General features: G+C 31.1%; 20 protein-coding genes. 11 read left to right on the top strand and 9 right to left on the bottom strand.

Going from position 1 to position 16905, the window contains the following annotated elements; genetic code table 11:
- Nucleotides 1-88 precede the first annotated feature (88 nt).
- Together ACFSR1_RS06865 and ACFSR1_RS06860 are read right to left on the bottom strand one after the other, a co-directional pair.
- Nucleotides 89-760 (bottom strand): LytR/AlgR family response regulator transcription factor, encoded by a 672-nt coding sequence (locus tag ACFSR1_RS06865; protein WP_378290937.1) that lies wholly within the window; start codon nt 758-760, stop codon nt 89-91.
- Entirely contained in the window at nt 753-1772 is a 1020-nt protein-coding gene (locus tag ACFSR1_RS06860; protein ID WP_378290935.1) for a sensor histidine kinase, read from the bottom strand. The genes ACFSR1_RS06865 and ACFSR1_RS06860 overlap by 8 nt, the downstream gene beginning before the upstream one ends.
- Before the next feature lie 190 nt (nt 1773-1962).
- Here ACFSR1_RS06860 and ACFSR1_RS06855 point away from each other — a divergent pair, with 190 nt between their 5' ends.
- The 4 genes from ACFSR1_RS06855 (at nt 1963) to ACFSR1_RS06840 (ending at nt 4332) form a co-directional block, all read left to right on the top strand.
- Nucleotides 1963-2271: an EF-hand domain-containing protein gene (locus ACFSR1_RS06855; protein ID WP_378290933.1), complete on the top strand. Its 309-nt coding sequence runs from the start codon at nt 1963-1965 to the stop codon at nt 2269-2271.
- Nucleotides 2272-2341: 70 nt separating this feature from the next.
- Nucleotides 2342-3082, top strand: coding sequence for a YHYH protein (locus ACFSR1_RS06850; protein WP_378290931.1), 741 nt, complete (start codon nt 2342-2344; stop codon nt 3080-3082).
- Nucleotides 3069-3674: a toxin-antitoxin system YwqK family antitoxin gene (locus ACFSR1_RS06845; protein WP_378290929.1), complete on the top strand. Its 606-nt coding sequence runs from the start codon at nt 3069-3071 to the stop codon at nt 3672-3674. Before ACFSR1_RS06850 ends, ACFSR1_RS06845 begins: the two co-directional genes overlap by 14 nt.
- Complete coding sequence (locus ACFSR1_RS06840; RefSeq protein WP_378290927.1) at nt 3640-4332, top strand: SCO family protein; 693 nt, start codon at nt 3640-3642, stop codon at nt 4330-4332. Before ACFSR1_RS06845 ends, ACFSR1_RS06840 begins: the two co-directional genes overlap by 35 nt.
- A gap of 377 nt (nt 4333-4709) precedes the next feature.
- Here ACFSR1_RS06840 and ACFSR1_RS06835 read toward each other — a convergent pair whose 3' ends face one another.
- The 6 genes from ACFSR1_RS06835 to ACFSR1_RS06810 all read right to left on the bottom strand — a co-directional run bounded on the left by ACFSR1_RS06835 (nt 4710) and on the right by ACFSR1_RS06810 (nt 9102).
- A complete protein-coding gene (locus tag ACFSR1_RS06835; protein WP_378290926.1) occupies nt 4710-5066 on the bottom strand; it encodes a hypothetical protein in 357 nt (118 codons plus the stop codon).
- Nucleotides 5067-5110: 44 nt separating this feature from the next.
- Complete coding sequence (locus ACFSR1_RS06830) at nt 5111-6025, bottom strand: DUF5777 family beta-barrel protein (protein WP_378290924.1); 915 nt, start codon at nt 6023-6025, stop codon at nt 5111-5113.
- Nucleotide 6026: 1 nt separating this feature from the next.
- Entirely contained in the window at nt 6027-6572 is a 546-nt protein-coding gene (locus ACFSR1_RS06825) for a YceI family protein (protein WP_378290922.1), read from the bottom strand.
- An 18-nt stretch (nt 6573-6590) separates the two neighbouring features.
- Nucleotides 6591-7019, bottom strand: coding sequence for an OB-fold protein (locus ACFSR1_RS06820; protein ID WP_378290920.1), 429 nt, complete (start codon nt 7017-7019; stop codon nt 6591-6593).
- Nucleotides 7020-7029: 10 nt separating this feature from the next.
- Nucleotides 7030-7377, bottom strand: coding sequence for a c-type cytochrome (locus tag ACFSR1_RS06815; RefSeq protein WP_378290918.1), 348 nt, complete (start codon nt 7375-7377; stop codon nt 7030-7032).
- Nucleotides 7378-7977: 600 nt separating this feature from the next.
- Nucleotides 7978-9102: a LytR/AlgR family response regulator transcription factor gene (locus ACFSR1_RS06810; RefSeq protein WP_378290916.1), complete on the bottom strand. Its 1125-nt coding sequence runs from the start codon at nt 9100-9102 to the stop codon at nt 7978-7980.
- 236 nt (nt 9103-9338) lie between these two features.
- Between ACFSR1_RS06810 and ACFSR1_RS06805 the strand changes: the two genes are divergently transcribed.
- From ACFSR1_RS06805 to ACFSR1_RS06790, 4 genes are all read left to right on the top strand, one after another.
- Nucleotides 9339-10103 (top strand): hypothetical protein, encoded by a 765-nt coding sequence (locus ACFSR1_RS06805; protein ID WP_378290914.1) that lies wholly within the window; start codon nt 9339-9341, stop codon nt 10101-10103.
- A 149-nt stretch (nt 10104-10252) separates the two neighbouring features.
- On the top strand, nt 10253-10690 hold the full coding sequence (locus ACFSR1_RS06800; RefSeq protein WP_378290912.1) for an OB-fold protein: 438 nt from the start codon (nt 10253-10255) through the stop codon (nt 10688-10690).
- Nucleotides 10683-11231, top strand: a complete 549-nt coding sequence (locus ACFSR1_RS06795) for a YceI family protein (protein WP_378290911.1) — start codon at nt 10683-10685, stop codon at nt 11229-11231. The genes ACFSR1_RS06800 and ACFSR1_RS06795 overlap by 8 nt, the downstream gene beginning before the upstream one ends.
- A complete protein-coding gene (locus tag ACFSR1_RS06790; protein ID WP_378290909.1) occupies nt 11221-12129 on the top strand; it encodes a DUF5777 family beta-barrel protein in 909 nt (302 codons plus the stop codon). Before ACFSR1_RS06795 ends, ACFSR1_RS06790 begins: the two co-directional genes overlap by 11 nt.
- A 94-nt stretch (nt 12130-12223) precedes the next feature.
- On the opposite strand, the gene ACFSR1_RS06785 is transcribed toward ACFSR1_RS06790, so the two are convergent.
- A complete protein-coding gene (locus tag ACFSR1_RS06785; protein ID WP_378290907.1) occupies nt 12224-13792 on the bottom strand; it encodes a M28 family peptidase in 1569 nt (522 codons plus the stop codon).
- Between the two features lie 214 nt (nt 13793-14006).
- Here ACFSR1_RS06785 and ACFSR1_RS06780 point away from each other — a divergent pair, with 214 nt between their 5' ends.
- Genes ACFSR1_RS06780 through ACFSR1_RS06770 form a run of 3 tightly spaced genes read left to right on the top strand, consistent with a single transcriptional unit; the run spans nt 14007 to nt 16895 of the window.
- Complete coding sequence (locus tag ACFSR1_RS06780; RefSeq protein ID WP_378290905.1) at nt 14007-15056, top strand: DUF3667 domain-containing protein; 1050 nt, start codon at nt 14007-14009, stop codon at nt 15054-15056.
- A gap of 20 nt (nt 15057-15076) precedes the next feature.
- Nucleotides 15077-16639: a protein adenylyltransferase SelO gene (locus ACFSR1_RS06775; RefSeq protein WP_378290903.1), complete on the top strand. Its 1563-nt coding sequence runs from the start codon at nt 15077-15079 to the stop codon at nt 16637-16639.
- A gap of 7 nt (nt 16640-16646) precedes the next feature.
- Entirely contained in the window at nt 16647-16895 is a 249-nt protein-coding gene (locus ACFSR1_RS06770; RefSeq protein WP_378290902.1) for a peptide methionine sulfoxide reductase, read from the top strand.
- Nucleotides 16896-16905 lie beyond the last annotated feature (10 nt).

Here is a 16905-nt window from a genome sequence, read left to right as displayed (position 1 = left end):
TTGTAAGGCAAATCTATCTGTAATTAACGTATGGTTCAAGAGTTAAAAGACTGGTAAACAATAGGTTTTAACCCCTAATTCTATGTTTTTAAAATAATTGCTCTTTGACTTGTTCGTGGTATGTTGAACTCACAGGAATTTTAATTTCTGATAAAAAAAGATCCTTTCCCTTTAAAGCGGTGACTTTATTCCTATTCACAATAAAAGATCGATGAACTCTCATAAAAATATTGGCAGGTAATGTTTCTTCCAATAATTTTAAAGTTTGATGACTCATTATTTTTCTGTTGTCAGTATGATAAATAACATATTCACTATCACTCTCCAGATATAGAATATCCCTATACTTTATTTTATGTAAATCATAACCTGATTTAATAGTTATAGTCTCATTTAGAATTGTTGGTTGCAAACCTTTTTTTATTTTATGTACTGCCGCTAAGAAACGATCAAAAGTAATAGGTTTCAACAGATAATCTAAGGCATTTAATTCAAAACCCTCTAAAGCATATTCTGAGTACGCTGTAGTAAATATTATTTCAGTTGTTGTAGGAATCATTTTTGCGAAATCTGTGCCTTTTAATTCAGGCATCTGAATATCTAAAAATATTACATCTATCACTTCGTTTTGAAGAAGTTCTATTGCATTCAAAGGACTCTCTAAAGAATCAACTATTTCTATAAAGTGTAATCTGTCTATATACGTTTTCAGAAGTGTTCTTGCTAGTTCTTCATCATCTATAATCAAACATCTAAGCATAATCTGTCAAATTTATGTTCAGTTCTACTTTAAACACATCTTTATGATCCTTAATTTGCAATTGATGTTGATTAGGATATAAAATATTCAATCGCTTTCTAACATTTTCAATTCCAATTCCTCCCAGTTTATCTTTGTGAATTTTTTCTTTCGGAATGCTATTTTCTATAATTAGCCTAACATTACTAGACATCGTAATGATTTTTATGTTGATAAAGGAACCATTTGGTTTTTCAATATTACTGTGCTTAAAAGCATTTTCGATAAAGGGTATGAATAACATTGGTGCAATGGATACTGATTTATCCATACTATTAAAATCAGTGGTTATGTTATATGGTTTACTGCTTTTTAACGAAAATAACCTTATATAGTTTTCAATATAGGTAATTTCTTTTTCTATAGGCACGAAGTTACGTTCACATTCATAAAGCACATAACGCAACATATCGGATAAATAACTAATACTTTCTTGTGTTTTGTTAGAATCTATAACCGATAGTGCATAAATATTATTGAGAGAATTAAACAAGAAATGAGGATTTATCTGTGATTTAAGAAGCTTTAGTTCAGTTTGGAGGTTCTCATTTTTACTCCGGATAGTTTCTTCTTCTTTCTTCTGTGCAAATAGGAAAGTCTCTAGAAATGTAGCGATAACATAAGATATGGTTAAAAACAATAATGTAATCAAAAATCTAGATGGAGGTCTTCGGGGCATATGTCTTAATTCATCAATCCGAGGCATTCTTGGAGGAGTGAATAGATTAGAAGAAATAAATGTGCATAGACCAATTGCCAAAATAGAAATCACAAAAAACAGTAGATATTTTTTCTTAAATAAAAACTTCTCTGCGAGATAAAATATAAGACCTGCGATAAGAAAAACCTGAAAGCTAAACACTAACAAATTTTCAATAAATAATCTACGATTATCAGCTTGACCGATGGATAGAATCATCCAGACAGTTAGCCATAAAAGTATTTGAAAAAAGAACCTTTTTGATTTACTCATATTGCAAATTAAGGAAAAATAAAGTCAGTGATTTTTTAAAACCTGGTACAAATCCTTTTTATAAATGTAGTCTGTAGAATATAAATTATCATTCACTGAAAAGATAGTGTTATTCGCTGAAAACAAAGTTTTGCTCTAGTACTTTTGGTTAGTTTAATAGTCTATATAAGAAATAACAACACGTATAGATATGAATTTAAAAAGAAATAAAATGAATTTAGGATTGGTAATAGGAATGGTAACTATTATGATGTCCTGCAAGTCAAATGCACAATCTAATGATACTAAGGAAAGAGGTCATAAACCTCCAAGTGTAGAGGAGGTATTTAAAATGATGGATGCCGATGAGGATGGAAAACTTACTAAAAAAGAAGTAAAAGGACCGTTGAAAAGAGATTTTTCTAAAATCGACTTAGACGAAGATGGATTTATCACAAAAGAAGAGCTAGAGAAAGTTCCTAAGCCAGAAAGAAAAGGCCCTCCAAGGAGAGAACAGTAATATTTTACATCAGTTTAACTTAACCCTAAAAATAATGGAAAAGAAATCGATAATTAAAAATCTAGTATCAATGACATTAATAATCAGTCTAGTGTTTATAGCATTTATTTCGTGTAGCAATGATGACACTAATGATACTACAGATGATGATGGCACTGTAACAGAACTTCATGCGGCTTTTGCAGAGTTTGATACCGATGAAACGGATATTTATTTAGATGGATCTAATGTTGTGATTGAAACAACTGGAAATCCAAATCATACTACTCCATATTGGGGTGTAGGTAATGAATTATATGTGGCTCCAACAACAGCCACAGCTATGACTCCGAGTTTGATCCCAAATTTTGATGGTTCTGCTACTTTGAGGGTTTCTGCAAGTCCACAATTGGCAGCCAATACTACAGCTACTTCTTTAGGAATCATTGGCGTAGCAATTAGTGGAGCAGCCATTTTTAATGATCAGGAAGGGAATGGACCATTAGATCAAGCAGTTGGAAGCTTAGACTATTCCGGAGCTCATATAGGCCCCTCTGTATATCACTATCATTTGGAACCAAAAGCCTGGTCTGATGATGATGAGGATTTAATTGGGATATTAACTGATGGTTTCTTTATGTACGGTAGAAAATGTAATTCTACAGGAACATACCCAACAGATTTAGATACTTCAGGAGGTCATACTAGTGTGACACAACATACCGATGTAGCTGAATATCATTATCACATTATTAATGAAATTTATTCTAACACCGGTAGATATGTAGTATTTATTGGCCCATTTAAAGGTACTCCTAATGCAGTTAACTAAGATAATTTATATCATCATTTTCCTTTGTTTGATCGGTTGTAAAAATACTTCAGAAAGTATAGATATATACACTGATAATGTTACAAGTATTCCAAATAAACTGGTGCTTAAGAACAAGTTAGTTCTTAGTTCAAATGAAGGGAAATGGTATTATAATGAACAACCTTTTTCTGGATATGCAGTGAGTTATCACACCAATAAAACCTTAGAAGAAAAAGTTGGTTATTATGAAGGAAAAAAACAGGGAATTGCCCAAAAATGGTTTTCTGATGGAACATTACGTAAACAATGTTTTTATAAGAGCAATCGTCTTGATGGTGTTGTAGAAATCTGGTGGAATAATGGTTCTTTAGCATCAAAAGCTAATTATGTACACGGAGAAAAACATGGTATTCAGCAACAGTGGTATCCAACCGGACAGTTGTCCAAACAAAACCATATGAATTACGGGAAAGAAGAAGGTATGCAAAAAGCTTGGTTAAAAAATGGTAAGATATATGTTAATTATGAAGCTAAAAATGGTCGAGTTTTTGGTCTTAAACGCTCAAATTTATGTTATGAACTGGAAAAAGAAGTGGTACAATATAAATAGAATAGTATATCTGTTTTTTGGTTTATCAGTTATCATAAGTGGTTGTAAAAATGATAAAGTAAAGGAAACAAGTAGGGTAGAATCATTACCTTATTTTAATGAAGCTACATTTACACCACATTGGTTAAAACCAGGTAGTCAGGAGGAAAGAGAATTTCATGCGATACCTGATTTTACTTTGGTAAATCAACTTGGAGATACGATTACAAATAAAATTTTTGATAATAAAATATATGTAACGGATTTCTTTTTTACGACTTGCCCCGGCATTTGTCCAAAAATGACCGACAACATGTCTAAGCTTCAGAAAGAATTTAAAGATGATGCTACAATCTTGTTATTATCTCATTCTGTAACTCCAGAATATGATTCTGTTCCTATATTACAAAAATATGCTAAAGAAAAGGAGATTATCGATAATAAATGGCACTTGGTGACAGGTGATAGAAAGGAAATTTATGATTTAGGGAGGAATCATTATTTTGTAGAAGAAGATCTCGGAGTTGAAAAGAGTGAAGATGATTTCTTGCATACAGAGAATTTTTTATTAATTGATAAAAACAAACATATCCGTGGAATTTATAATGGACTTAATAGGGCTTCAATTGCACAATTAATTATTGATATCAAAACATTAAAATCAGAAAGAAATTTTTAAAAGTTTATTACCCCAAGACTGTAAAAATGAGAGCTTAGTTTCTTGTGTGTTTATAGTTAGATTTGTTTATTGAAAATCTCTGTAGTTATTATTAATTGCAGAGATTTTATTTTTGAAACCACTCTAAAAAATATAAAACAGGATAATTAAAGTTTACACCAACTTTTAATTCAATTATAAGTTGATTAAGACATTAAAGGATGGAATGGTTTTTATAATTAAAAGGCTGGATTTATAAGAATCCAGCCTTTCTAAACATCAATCACCTAAAATAAACCATTTTCATAGCAATTTCACCCCATTGACTTTTCTATAAAGTAGTTTTAATTAAATAATTGATTGATCTATCTATACATTTATATTTATAATTAGTTTTATTAAGAATGATCAAACCAAGATATACTGGTTTTTGCTGTGACACACAATTCATTACTAGAATTAAAAAAACTATTTCTAACAATTAGCTTTTGTTGTTGTTCATCAAATGACAATAATTCCAGATTTATAAAAAATTCTTGCATAAACATTAAATGTTTTCTGATCTTTTTTGTTTCTAAGAATTCATGCAAATCAAAGTTGATTTGTTTTCTCTTTTGTTTAGCATATCCTTTTTCAAATAAATAAGCATTAAGTATTGATGATGTATAGTTTTGATAAGCGTCTTCCTGCATTACCATGAAATCATCAACATCTTCTCCCTTAACTTTAAAATTTCTTCTAAACATTTTATTCATCTTATAATTTGTTTAATACTTATTTTGACAGCAATCTTACTTGTTTAAAGACCAGCTTCTTTCATTGCTTTCAGTTTTTTCTTTTTCTTATTTCCAATTTGGAAAGCTCTAGAAATGTTAAAACCAAGATGTATATCACCTTCAAAAAAGTCATCTGTGGATTCAGTGATGAAACTTTTTTCTATCATGGTTATAGAATTAGAAAGTATGATCTGAAAAACATGTCCACCTGTTTCTATATCTACTCCGAAGGCAAGCGAATTTGAAGCATCAATTGATTCTAATGGGTTTACTGTGTAATAATACTCTCCATTTATGGAAACTCTCTTCGTTAACTTAATCCTACTGCCAACACCGATGGCGAATATGCCGTGTGGATCCTCATTAATTTTTACTGAATTTCTATGGATATAAGTAGGAGTAATTTGTAATGAAAATCCCGGACTAAATTTTCTAGCCACTAATACTTGAGTAACATATGATAACTTTTGACTAAAACTAGGTTCGTTATTTGGATCAAAATCCTTGAGCGTTCTATAGGCAATGCTTGTAAAAAGAGAAGCAGTAAATGGGAATCCATTTTTACCAGAATTTTGTTTTAAGAACTTGTACTTAACAAATCCATCATATGTTTTATCAAAACTACTTCTACCAACTCCCAGCATGATATCATCAGTTAATCCATACTCCAATGCAAAACGAATATTAGATTGATCTAGTCCATATAGTTCATCGGCTCCTAAATTTATTCTACCGAAACGATGAGATATGACAAACTCCAAAGTTCCTTTCTTCCGATTTTCTATCGAATGTCCATTTAATATTCTGGTCCCTTTGAAAGTAGAGGTGATATAATTTTTTGTCTGAGGCGTTTCATCCTCTAAAATATCCAGTAGATCTTGAGCAAATGTATGCGAACTAATCGCACACAATAGAAAAACAATTAACTTCTTTTTCATGTTATTTTTTATATGGTTTATGATCTAATTCAAAAGTTACTTTAATAGTCTCAGCTATATTGTTTACAACTACAGATGGTATCTCAATCTCGAAATCAGCAACTTTTACCGGAAAATCTCCTGTTAATGTTATGCTTCCTTCTGTTTTGTTAATTTTACCTCGTGTTTCTAGTTTTTTAGTAACGCCGTGGATAGTGATATCGCCCACTATAGATACTTCTTGTTCTTTTCCACTTATATTTTTGAAATCCACAATTTTACCTTTAAAAATCGCTTTAGGATATTTATCAGATTCTACATAGTTCTCATTAAAATGCTCTTGCATTAATGATTTTTCGAACATAAATGATTTCATAAGTATAGAAATAGCAATTGATCCTGTAGATGTATCAATGATGCTAAGTACTTGGTTATTTTCTGCTTTAATATCCTCTACAGGAGAGCTGGAAAAGAAAGAGGTATATCCTTGTTTTGTTAGAAATTTACCCTGTCCGAATGTAACAGCAGAACATAATAAGCTGAATAATAAGATATTTATTGTTTTCATTTTTTTATAATTAGAGTATTAATTAACGATTACACATTTTACCAATATTACATCCATTAAATATCCAGTACAGATACCTTTAATATTGATTTTTTGAAGTGTTTTTAGGTTACTTAGTTTTTTACTTTCTTCTTGAGATAAATGACATAGTACGTTGCCAATTGAGTTTTCATTACTCAAAGTGATTATTCCATTACCATCTTTATTTGTAGTTATTTCGGTTATCATACCACTTATCTCAACTATTTGGTCTAAGTATTTTGTATTAGCTTCTGTTTCATTATTTAGAAACTCATCTAATAAAACACCCGCTTCCAATGATATATTTGGTGTAGTTACAGATACATCTATATGAGGTTTATTATACACAGCAGTATATATAAACATCCCTGCTAAGGCAATGATCAGTATTGAAATAACAAATGTTATTCTTGTTTTTCTTTTCATCAGATTTATTTTAATTGTTTAATGCACCACTATCTATCCAACAACGTATCAATTCTATTTGTTCATTGCTTAATGAACTTCCTTGTGGCATTGTTCTATTAACAACTTGCGTTCTTACTCTTGCCGCATTATCGCTGATACTCTCATAAGTTCTTAAGTTGGGAAATCGACTTCCTCCGTGACAACTTATGCAGTTACTATCAATAATTGGTTTAATATCGGCGGTGAAAGAAATAGTAGTGTTGCAAGATTCTTCTATGATTATATCAGAATCTTCTTCCACATTAGTTTCACAAGAGAAAAGAGCGATACTGAGTGTTATTATCAGTGTACTTTTAATTTTTGAATTGATTTTCATTTTTAATGGATTTTAAGAATAAGAGGAAGAAAGCATACTTACTTGTCTTCCTCTTATGATCAACTAACTAACCTACTTAAATACGAGAAATATATGTTGCTAATTCTATGAGATAGATGATAAAGACGTCCTCGTGATTTACAGACTATTTTAATTATTTAAAGTTGTTTGTTACTCAATTACTTTTTGGTATTAACCGGAATAATATTGGAGTAAGAAGTAATGTGATTATTTGTTTCATTTCTTGATAGTTTATGATTTATGTCACAAATAACCGTCAATGAAGGGTGGAGAATCAAATTAATATATATGAGAAGGAAAAAATAGCCTTAAAAAGGAAAAAAAGGCTTTGAAATTATAACAGGTTTATTTTTTGAAAATTTTATCGAAACTGAAGTAGTAGTAATAATCTGTAAATCACTGTAAAACAAATAATTAAATTAATTATTTTCAAGCCATGTTCACATGATGTCTACCTAATTACATTATAAAAAAGCGAAAATTGATCTGTCAAAATTTCTATTTTAAAGAAAAAATGAAGTATCGTAATTGAAGTTTATAAATATGTACAAGGAGTTATCAATAAAAAACAAATGCTTGTTAGATATTAAGCCATTGTCTAAATTCTGCTGCTTTGTTTTTACTTATTATTATTTCAACATCAGCATCACGAATCAAAATTTTAAGTTGACTATTTCCATATTTAATTATTTTGGCTATTGCAGTAATACTAATAATAAATTGACGGTTTGCTCTAAAAAAGAGAGAGGTATCCAGGTTCATCAGCATATCATCAAGGCTGTCATTACTTGTTGATTTTTTGCCATCAAAGCAAACAATATAGGTTATTGTATTTTCTGTATATATATAGGATATATTATTTATTGGAACAGGGATCAATTCATTACGGATATAGGTAAGGATTCTTTTTTTACCAGATTCTTTGGTAGATTCTGCAGATTCCGTGGTTTCTGTAGATTCTTCTTCCGTACTTTTAATTACTTTCTGTTGATATGCTATAAGATCAGTGTTTAATTTGGAAAGGTTAAGCAATTCACTTTCTAAGCTTATATTTTTTTGCTCTAATTGCTTTTCGTAGTAACTTCCTATGATACGAACTGCAAAAAAAGAAGAAAGAATAATCAATCCACCCATTAGAGCAAAAATGGTATAGAAACTTTTTTTTAATTCTATGGTTTGCGCAGATATTTTACTTAAGTTAACTTGTGCCGCTACAATAAGATCAGACTCTTTTACTGGGGATATATAAACAATTTCGGACAACATTTCGGTACTGGAAATACTATCATTTTCTTTTCTTTGGTCAATAAGTAAATCATATAATTTATCAGAACTATCCTCTTCATTTAATGATTTTAACAACGATTGATTTGAGTTTACTTTTTGTCCTACCTTCGTAATATTAGGATGGCAAACTTGTTTTCCGGACCAATCAAACAAACAAATAAAAGAGGCTTCATTATGCGTGTTTTCAATAGCGCTTTGTGTATTATTAATGATCTGTTGTTTGTCGATACCTCCAACTATTTGATAATGTACTAACTTGGCAATTTCATTAGCTTCTCGCTTGCTGGATTCTAGTTGTACCTCGATGAGTTGATTTGCACTAACCTTAATAAAGTACTTCACACCAAATGAGGCAATAATTAAGAAAATTACTGATATAGATATAAAAGTTAAGAAGTATAATTTGTCTTTTCTCATTGAGAATGTATCGAAGATTTTAAATAATTAAAAATGCAATATACTCAAGATTTTTCTCGAAACTAAATTACTTTGTTAATATGATGTTGTTACTAAGTAATCGGATAAATTATAATTTATTTCAACATCTTTATTTCCTTTTTAAAGCCAATTTTTCTTCTTGACACATATTTTGTTTATAAAAAAGTTTCGATGTTCGTTAGTTTGTGTCAGTAATAATTCAAAAAAATATAACAATGAAAACATTAAAAAACCATCTTGTATTAAGTCTCTTTTCTATTTCAGCATTGCTAATTAGTAGTTGCAGTAGCGATGATGGAGTTGTAGTAGAAATAATTGAAGAAATAAATGCAGATTTTATTGTAACCAACAGTGGAGCTACGGCGTATATTTTTAATAATGATGTCTTGACCAATAGTAGCAATCCGGATATAACATTAGAACGAGGAAAGACGTATACATTTGCTATAAATGCACCAGGTCATCCATTTTTGATTAAATCAGTACAAAGTACCGGTACTGCTGATACTTATAATAATGGAGTTACTAATAATGGTACAGAATCTGGAACAATTACTTTTACTGTTCCTGATACAGCACCGGACACATTGTTTTATAATTGTGAGTTCCATGGAGTAATGACAGGTCAAATAAATATTATAGGAGGTAACGTAAATACGGCTATTAACTATGATGTAACTAATAGTGGTGCTACAGCTTATGTTTTTAATAGTAATACCCTGACTGATAGTAATAATCCTGATTTAACCTTAGAACGAGGAAAAACCTATACGTTTACTGTTGATGCACCGGGTCATCCATTTTTAATTAAATCTGTACAAGGTACTGGTACAGGAGATACTTATGATAATGGGGTTACTAATAATGGTATAGCATCCGGAACGATTACTTTTGTTGTTCCTGATACTGCTCCTGATACATTATTTTATAATTGTGAGTTTCACGGCTCTATGACAGGTACCATCACGATTATAGATTAAAGCAAAAAATACTTAGTTATCAATTTAGATAAGAAATCGACTTATTTTAATCTTTATAATAAGAGGCTAAATGAGTCGATTTCTAAATTATATTTTAAATTGCATCAAATAGTAAGCCTAATGTTAGTAAATTTCTTAGTGGCGTATATATGAAAAAAAAAAGTGTTATAATATTTTTTCTCTTTTGCTTACTCTTCATCGGAAGTGTTTTTGTTTATTTTAAATTTTACAATGAAACACTAATTGATATTGATAAGGTGTCCACAGAAATAAAAATAAGTTCTGAACGTCTGACAGCATCATTTATTACGAATGAGAAAAATGCAGATTTAATTTATAAAGGTAAAATTATCGAGGTAGAAGGAGTAATAAAGGAAGTTAGTTTTTTAAATAACCGAAATACAGTAATATTGTATGGCAACAACAAGTATTCTGGTGTATTATGTGATTTACAATCCAATCAAACTATGGAAATCAAAAACCTCACTAAAGGCGATAAAGTAGTGCTTAAAGGAGTTTGTAAAGGATTTCTAAAAGATGCCATTTTATTAAATTGTATGCTGATTAACCAACAAAGCAATGAATAGAATTATTATTCTACTATCCCTTTTGATCCATTTCACGGACTCTGACAAGAGGTCGGATCAAGTTATTACACGTCAAGGGCAAGTATCTTTCTTTTCGTATACTTCTGTAGAAAATATTGAAGCCAAAAACAATCAGGTTTTAAGTATTATTGATTTTTCTAAAAATGAGATAGCAATAAGTATGCTAATGAATGCATTTATATTCAAGAAATCTTTAATGCACGAACACTTCAATGAAAGTTATATTGAATCTGATTTATATCCAAAAGCTACTTTTCAAGGTACTATTATTGATTTTGATCCTTTAGAAAAAGGAATTCAAACTAAAATAGTCAAGGGAACGCTTACGATACGAGATATTTCAAAGGAAGTAGAAATTAAAACTAACATAGAAAATATAGATGGAAAATATGTAATAACTGGAGACTTTGAAGTTGTTGTTAAAGATTTTGATATCAAAATCCCACCAATTCTAGCACCCAATATAGCTAAAATAATATCAATTAAATTTAGATTTGAATATCAACCCTATGAGAAATAGTACGTTTTTTCTTTTGCTTATACCTATGCTCATTGGATGTAGCATCTCTATGAAGGCGCAGGACTTATTGGATACACTGGATAAAGAATATCCTGATACTCCTCAGTACGAAATAGCAACGTTCAAAGGTACTCGAATTTCATTAGGTCATTCTATAGAAAATAGAAGAAAAGGAGTTTTAGAAATCAAAGCAATGAATTTATTTTGGAACATCCCAAATCGCCCCAGTCAAAGTTTCGTTGCAGATAAATGGACAGCAAGGATAGCGTTAGAATATGGTATATCTAACAGATTAACGTTTGGAGCCGGTGGATCTACTTTAGACGGAATTTTTGATGGGTTTTTAAAATATAACCTGATAAGACAGATGAAGCATGATAAAGGTTCTCCTTTGAGTATTACACTTTTTCAGAATGCTTCTTATAGAAGTAAAACGAATGAGTTTTATGGTGGAATCGGCTTATCAGATGACTTTATCGATCGGACTTCATATACTAGTCAGGTATTAATAGCTCGTAAGTTTACACCTCAATTTTCATTACAACTATCACCAACTTTCATTCATAGGAGTTCTTCTGTTTTTGATGAGGATCCACATAATCATTTTGCTCTAGGGATAGGAGCAAGGTATAAAGTTGGAGGCCATATATCTATTGTCTCAGAATACTATTACTTAGCAAACCCATTGAAATCGATTGATACGTATGATGCTTTTGTTTTGGGTGTAAATTGGGAAATGAGCGATTTAATGTTGCAATTTCAGATGACAAATGCCAGAAATATGGTAGAGGATGCATTTATAACACAAACTCCTAATAATTTTAATCTTAGTGATGGAAATTTTGTTTTTGGTTTTAATGCAACGTTTGTTTTACATTTTAACCAGAAAAAATTATAAAGCATAACTTCTATAAGAAATATTCATATTACTACTAAAAAAAAGAGACCTGATTTATCTAATCAAGTCCCTTTTATCTTAAAGAATATATGTTTTACTTATTTTTCTCGGCTTTATCTACAACAATTCTGTTTTCGCGATTAGCTAATTCCCAAGCAGTGTAAAATACCAATCGTGTTCTATTTTCTAACAGATCGTATTGGATTTTATCAGGAGTATCACTAGGCTGGTGATAATCGTCATGAGTTCCATTAAAATAAAAAATCACAGGAATATCATTTTTCGCAAAATTATAGTGATCTGATCTGTAATAAAAACGATTAGGGTCGTTTTCATCATTATACGTATAGTCTAGTTCTATGTTCGTATATTTTGTGTTTACTTGTTCAGAAATATTGTGTAATTCAGTGCTTAATTTATCGCTACCGATTAGGTATACATAGTTTCTGTTTTCACTTTTACGTTTTGGGTCAGTTCGACCAATCATATCTATGTTTAAGTTTGTAACTGTATTTTCTAAAGGAAAAATAGGATCCATATCCGTATAATAACGAGATCCCAAAAGTCCTTTTTCCTCACCTGTTACATTTAGGAATAAGATAGAGCGTTTAGGGCCATTGCCATCTTTAACAGCTTTTGCAAAAGCTTCTGCGATTTCTACTACGGCAACCGTACCTGATCCATCATCATCAGCTCCATTATATACTTCACCATTTTTTACGCCTTCGTGATCCAAATGTGCAGATATTACTATGATCTCATCCGGTTTTTCAGATCCTTTGATAAATGCAGCTACATTTTCTGAAGTAATTTTTTCAGAAATACTCTTAAAATCTAACGTCATTTTCGTTTTTATAGCACTGGTCTTATCATTAGTATCTATATCGTTTACTAAAGCCTTTGCTAAACTATTATTTATAAGAAAGAAATAAGGTTCTTCTGTATTATCCTCCAAAGACATTCTACCTGATGCATTACCAAATTGTGCAACTGCCATTTGATAAATTTCTGGGAAATAAAACAATATAGCTTTCGCACCTTTTTCTTTAGCAGCATTACGTTTTGCTGCAAATTGTTGTCTCATATTGGACCACTTAGATGCTTCAGTTGTTGCGGTAATGGTGAATGTTCCATCTTCGTTTTTAGGTTCACCGGATTTGATCACAACTACCTTGTTTTTTACATCAATATTGTCATAACTTGAAAATTTTTCATCTTCAATTCCAAAACCTGCATAAACAATCTCATCTAAAGAAAGAATATCTGTTTTACCGGCACTAAGAGATAAGAAATCATCTTTATAGGTAAATGATTTGTCATTTACGCTAAGTTTAACTTCTGGTGTTCCAATTACTTCAAGAGGTACTTCCTGGAAATAATTTCCATCACTTTTTGCCGCAGGAACACCATATTTAACATAGTGATCTTTTAAAAAATTAATGGCTAGTTTTTGTCCGGGTTCACCGGTTTCTCTACCTTGAAATTCATCGGAAGCATAGGTGTACAAAGCAGTTTTTAAATCTTCTGCGGTTATTGTTTTTGCATAAGTAATGGGATTTTTTTCTGTTTTCTTAGTTGTTGCCGATTGGGTAGTAGCATTTTTGGTAGTACCACAAGCTGCAATGAATGCCGTTATTACTAAAACGGAAATTACTTTTTTCATAAAAGATGTGTGAATATTAATTATTTAATTTTGCCAAAAATACAAGAAATTAGGTGTGAATGTGTTAAGTGATTGCAAAAATAGCTGCTACGCGGTTCAAAATTAGATGATCTGTTTATGAGAAGTTAACAATGGATTAAGCAATACTGGATCGTACATTGGATTAGAATTATAGTTGTAAATTCTTTTTGTATTTTTAACCAAACGATTAAAAATGTCTGGAACTAACCAATGTAAAAATTGCGAAAAATCTTTTGAAGAATCATTTGATTATTGCCCATATTGTGGGCAAGAAACCGCTGATAAACTTACGTTTGGGGTACTGTTTAGCAATACCATTAGTAACTACTTTTCTATAGATGCTCGTTTTTTTAGAAGTTTTATTCCATTAATGACCAAGCCAGGCGTTTTAGCAAGACGTTTTGTAGATGGAAAACGTCTTTCGTATCTGCATCCGGCTCAGTTTTATCTTTTTATTTCAGTAGTATTCTTTTTTGCTTTTTCTTTTAGTGTCAGGAAGGCAGATGATACGCTAACTCAAAAATTTAAAAAAGGGTTTGATAGGGAAATAAAGCTTGATTCCTTAGGATTGATGAAGGATTCTATTGGTATAGCAAAAGCTAAAGAAGCAATAAAAGCAAATGCAGCGCTTGCCAAAATATCCGAAGAGGATATGAAAGTTATTGATTCTATGATGTCTGTAGAACAAAAAGCTCCTGAACTTTCGTTCAGTTTTGATCGCAAAGTATTGGATTCTCTCATTTCTGTTGATGCTCCTGAGACCGAAAAATTAGAAGCTATGGGGTTGGATGATGCGGATAGTGCTATTACCAAGAAGTTCTATACACAAATTCTGAAGTTTTATGAAAAGAAAGGAGGTGGGATTCTTAAAACACTGTATGATACTATACCGATTACGATGTTTTTGATGTTGCCGTTGTTTGCTTTTATTTTAAAAATATTTTATTGGAGAAAGTGTACTTTTGCGCATCATATGGTATTCAGTTTTTATTTCTTCACCTTTGTTTTTACTTCATTTTGTATTCTGATTTTAGCTAATTCGTTGGTTGAGATTCCAACTTGGCTTATAACGATGTTCTATTTTTCGTTTATACTATATCTAATATTGGCATTTAGGAATTTTTATAGAAGCAGCTGGATATCTGCTATTTTCAAAGCGAATTTAGTTTCCTTTGTATATATGATGTTTATAGTACCCATTGCATTTGTAGGAGTGATGACAGTTTCTATCTTCTTGTATTAAATAATATATTTAAGTTAAAAATGAAACTTACGATTCAAAATACATTTTCGGAAGAATTACCCGGGGATCCAATAGAAGAGAATACTCGTAGGCAGGTTAGAAATGCTTGTTTTTCTTATGTAAAACCCAGGAAGACTTCTAATCCCGAATTATTACACGTTTCTGAAGAAATGATGCATGAAATAGGGTTTACAAAGGAGGATGTACAATCAGAAGAGTTTTTACAGATAATGACGGGCAATAAAGTTCTAGAACACACGAAGCCTTATGCTATGCACTATGGAGGACATCAATTTGGAAACTGGGCCGGACAATTAGGGGATGGTCGCGCTATTAATCTTGCAGAAGTTGTACACAATTCAAAACGTTGGGCAATCCAATTAAAAGGAGCCGGAGAAACTCCGTATTCTCGTAATGCTGATGGATTAGCCGTTTTGCGTTCATCTATAAGAGAGTATTTATGTAGTGAAGCGATGTATCATCTTGGAGTTCCTACAACAAGAGCATTATCTCTTGCAATTACTGGAGATATGGTACTAAGGGATATTATGTACAATGGTAATGCAGCGTACGAAAAAGGAGCTATTGTATGTAGAGTAGCACCTTCTTTTATTCGATTTGGTAATTTTGAAATTTTAGCTGCTCACGGGGATCATAAAAACCTGAGACTACTTACAGATTATACCATAAAGTATTTCTTTCCGGAAATAAAGAACACTGGAAAAGATGCCTATCTATCCCTTTTGTCGGAAGTTAGTAGAAGAAGTCTTAAAATGGTGATTGATTGGCAGCGTGTAGGTTTTGTGCACGGGGTTATGAATACAGATAATATGTCTATTCTAGGATTAACTATTGATTATGGGCCTTATGGATGGTTAGAAGGTTATGATCATGGTTGGACACCTAATACTACAGATCGTCAATTTAAACGGTACCGATATGGAACACAACCGGAGATAGTACTTTGGAATCTTTATCAGCTTGCAAATGCCTTATATCCATTGATAGAAGAAGTAGATCCAATAGAAAAAGTGTTAGATGAATATCAAGAGGCATATAAGAAAAAGTATATTGATATGATGTACACCAAGATTGGAGTTTTTACCAGTCAGGAAAAAGATCATCTATTTATAAATGAATTAGAAGAATTACTTCAGCTTACAGAAACTGATATGACAATTTTCTATAGAAACCTAGCTGATTATAAAAAAGGGAATCCTAATCAAGGGCTGCAAATTGTAAAGGAAGCATTTTATAATCCTGACGATTTAAAAGATAATTTACTAGAACGTTGGAATTCGTGGTTTTTAGCGTACGATGATAGATTGCGAGAAGAAGAGGTGGAGGATGCGCTACGTAAGGAAAAAATGAATATTATAAATCCAAAATATGTCTTAAGGAATTATATGGCCCAGCTGGCAATTGATGAGGCTGATAAAGGAAATTATAAGTTGATTGATGAATTATACCAAATGCTTAAAAAACCATATGATGATCAACCACAATATCAAAAATGGTTTGCCAAACGCCCGGAATGGGCAAGAAATAAAGTGGGGTGTTCGATGTTATCTTGTAGTTCTTAATATTAGTATGTTATTAGAAAACATAAAAAGGATTCCAGAAGGATATTCTGAAGGAATATATAACAATGTAAAGTATAGTATTACTAAAGAAGTTTTTAATAATGGAAAATCTTATAAGGTATACGCGAAAGAATTACAAGGAAATGATTTTATAAGTCTAAATTATTATATCACATCCACCTCTGAGCTGTTAAAACCCTGTGAAATGCCTGAACAAAAAGTTATAGACTTCATAGAAAATATCCAGTTGTTATAATATTTTTTAT

Origin of the sequence: Aquimarina rubra (assembly GCF_042684305.1) — a bacterium.
GTDB classification, from domain to species: Bacteria; Bacteroidota; Bacteroidia; order Flavobacteriales; family Flavobacteriaceae; genus Aquimarina; species Aquimarina rubra.
Note: the sequence above shows the minus strand (reverse complement) of the source record. Positions and strands in the feature narration are given on the sequence as shown.

Excerpts from the sequence above, each read along its gene's own strand:
- ACFSR1_RS06865 (WP_378290937.1), bottom strand. The coding sequence starts at position 760 with ATGCTTAGATGTTTGATTATAGATGATGAAGAACTAGCAAGAACACTT.
- ACFSR1_RS06860 (WP_378290935.1), bottom strand. The coding sequence starts at position 1,772 with ATGAGTAAATCAAAAAGGTTCTTTTTTCAAATACTTTTATGGCTAACT.
- ACFSR1_RS06855 (WP_378290933.1), top strand. The coding sequence starts at position 1,963 with ATGAATTTAAAAAGAAATAAAATGAATTTAGGATTGGTAATAGGAATG.
- ACFSR1_RS06850 (WP_378290931.1), top strand. The coding sequence starts at position 2,342 with ATGACATTAATAATCAGTCTAGTGTTTATAGCATTTATTTCGTGTAGC.
- ACFSR1_RS06845 (WP_378290929.1), top strand. The coding sequence starts at position 3,069 with ATGCAGTTAACTAAGATAATTTATATCATCATTTTCCTTTGTTTGATC.
- ACFSR1_RS06840 (WP_378290927.1), top strand. The coding sequence starts at position 3,640 with ATGAACTGGAAAAAGAAGTGGTACAATATAAATAGAATAGTATATCTG.
- ACFSR1_RS06835 (WP_378290926.1), bottom strand. The coding sequence starts at position 5,066 with ATGAATAAAATGTTTAGAAGAAATTTTAAAGTTAAGGGAGAAGATGTT.
- ACFSR1_RS06830 (WP_378290924.1), bottom strand. The coding sequence starts at position 6,025 with ATGAAAAAGAAGTTAATTGTTTTTCTATTGTGTGCGATTAGTTCGCAT.
- ACFSR1_RS06825 (WP_378290922.1), bottom strand. The coding sequence starts at position 6,572 with ATGAAAACAATAAATATCTTATTATTCAGCTTATTATGTTCTGCTGTT.
- ACFSR1_RS06820 (WP_378290920.1), bottom strand. The coding sequence starts at position 7,019 with ATGAAAAGAAAAACAAGAATAACATTTGTTATTTCAATACTGATCATT.
- ACFSR1_RS06815 (WP_378290918.1), bottom strand. The coding sequence starts at position 7,377 with ATGAAAATCAATTCAAAAATTAAAAGTACACTGATAATAACACTCAGT.
- ACFSR1_RS06810 (WP_378290916.1), bottom strand. The coding sequence starts at position 9,102 with ATGAGAAAAGACAAATTATACTTCTTAACTTTTATATCTATATCAGTA.
- ACFSR1_RS06805 (WP_378290914.1), top strand. The coding sequence starts at position 9,339 with ATGAAAACATTAAAAAACCATCTTGTATTAAGTCTCTTTTCTATTTCA.
- ACFSR1_RS06800 (WP_378290912.1), top strand. The coding sequence starts at position 10,253 with ATGAAAAAAAAAAGTGTTATAATATTTTTTCTCTTTTGCTTACTCTTC.
- ACFSR1_RS06795 (WP_378290911.1), top strand. The coding sequence starts at position 10,683 with ATGAATAGAATTATTATTCTACTATCCCTTTTGATCCATTTCACGGAC.
- ACFSR1_RS06790 (WP_378290909.1), top strand. The coding sequence starts at position 11,221 with ATGAGAAATAGTACGTTTTTTCTTTTGCTTATACCTATGCTCATTGGA.
- ACFSR1_RS06785 (WP_378290907.1), bottom strand. The coding sequence starts at position 13,792 with ATGAAAAAAGTAATTTCCGTTTTAGTAATAACGGCATTCATTGCAGCT.
- ACFSR1_RS06780 (WP_378290905.1), top strand. The coding sequence starts at position 14,007 with ATGTCTGGAACTAACCAATGTAAAAATTGCGAAAAATCTTTTGAAGAA.
- ACFSR1_RS06775 (WP_378290903.1), top strand. The coding sequence starts at position 15,077 with ATGAAACTTACGATTCAAAATACATTTTCGGAAGAATTACCCGGGGAT.
- ACFSR1_RS06770 (WP_378290902.1), top strand. The coding sequence starts at position 16,647 with ATGTTATTAGAAAACATAAAAAGGATTCCAGAAGGATATTCTGAAGGA.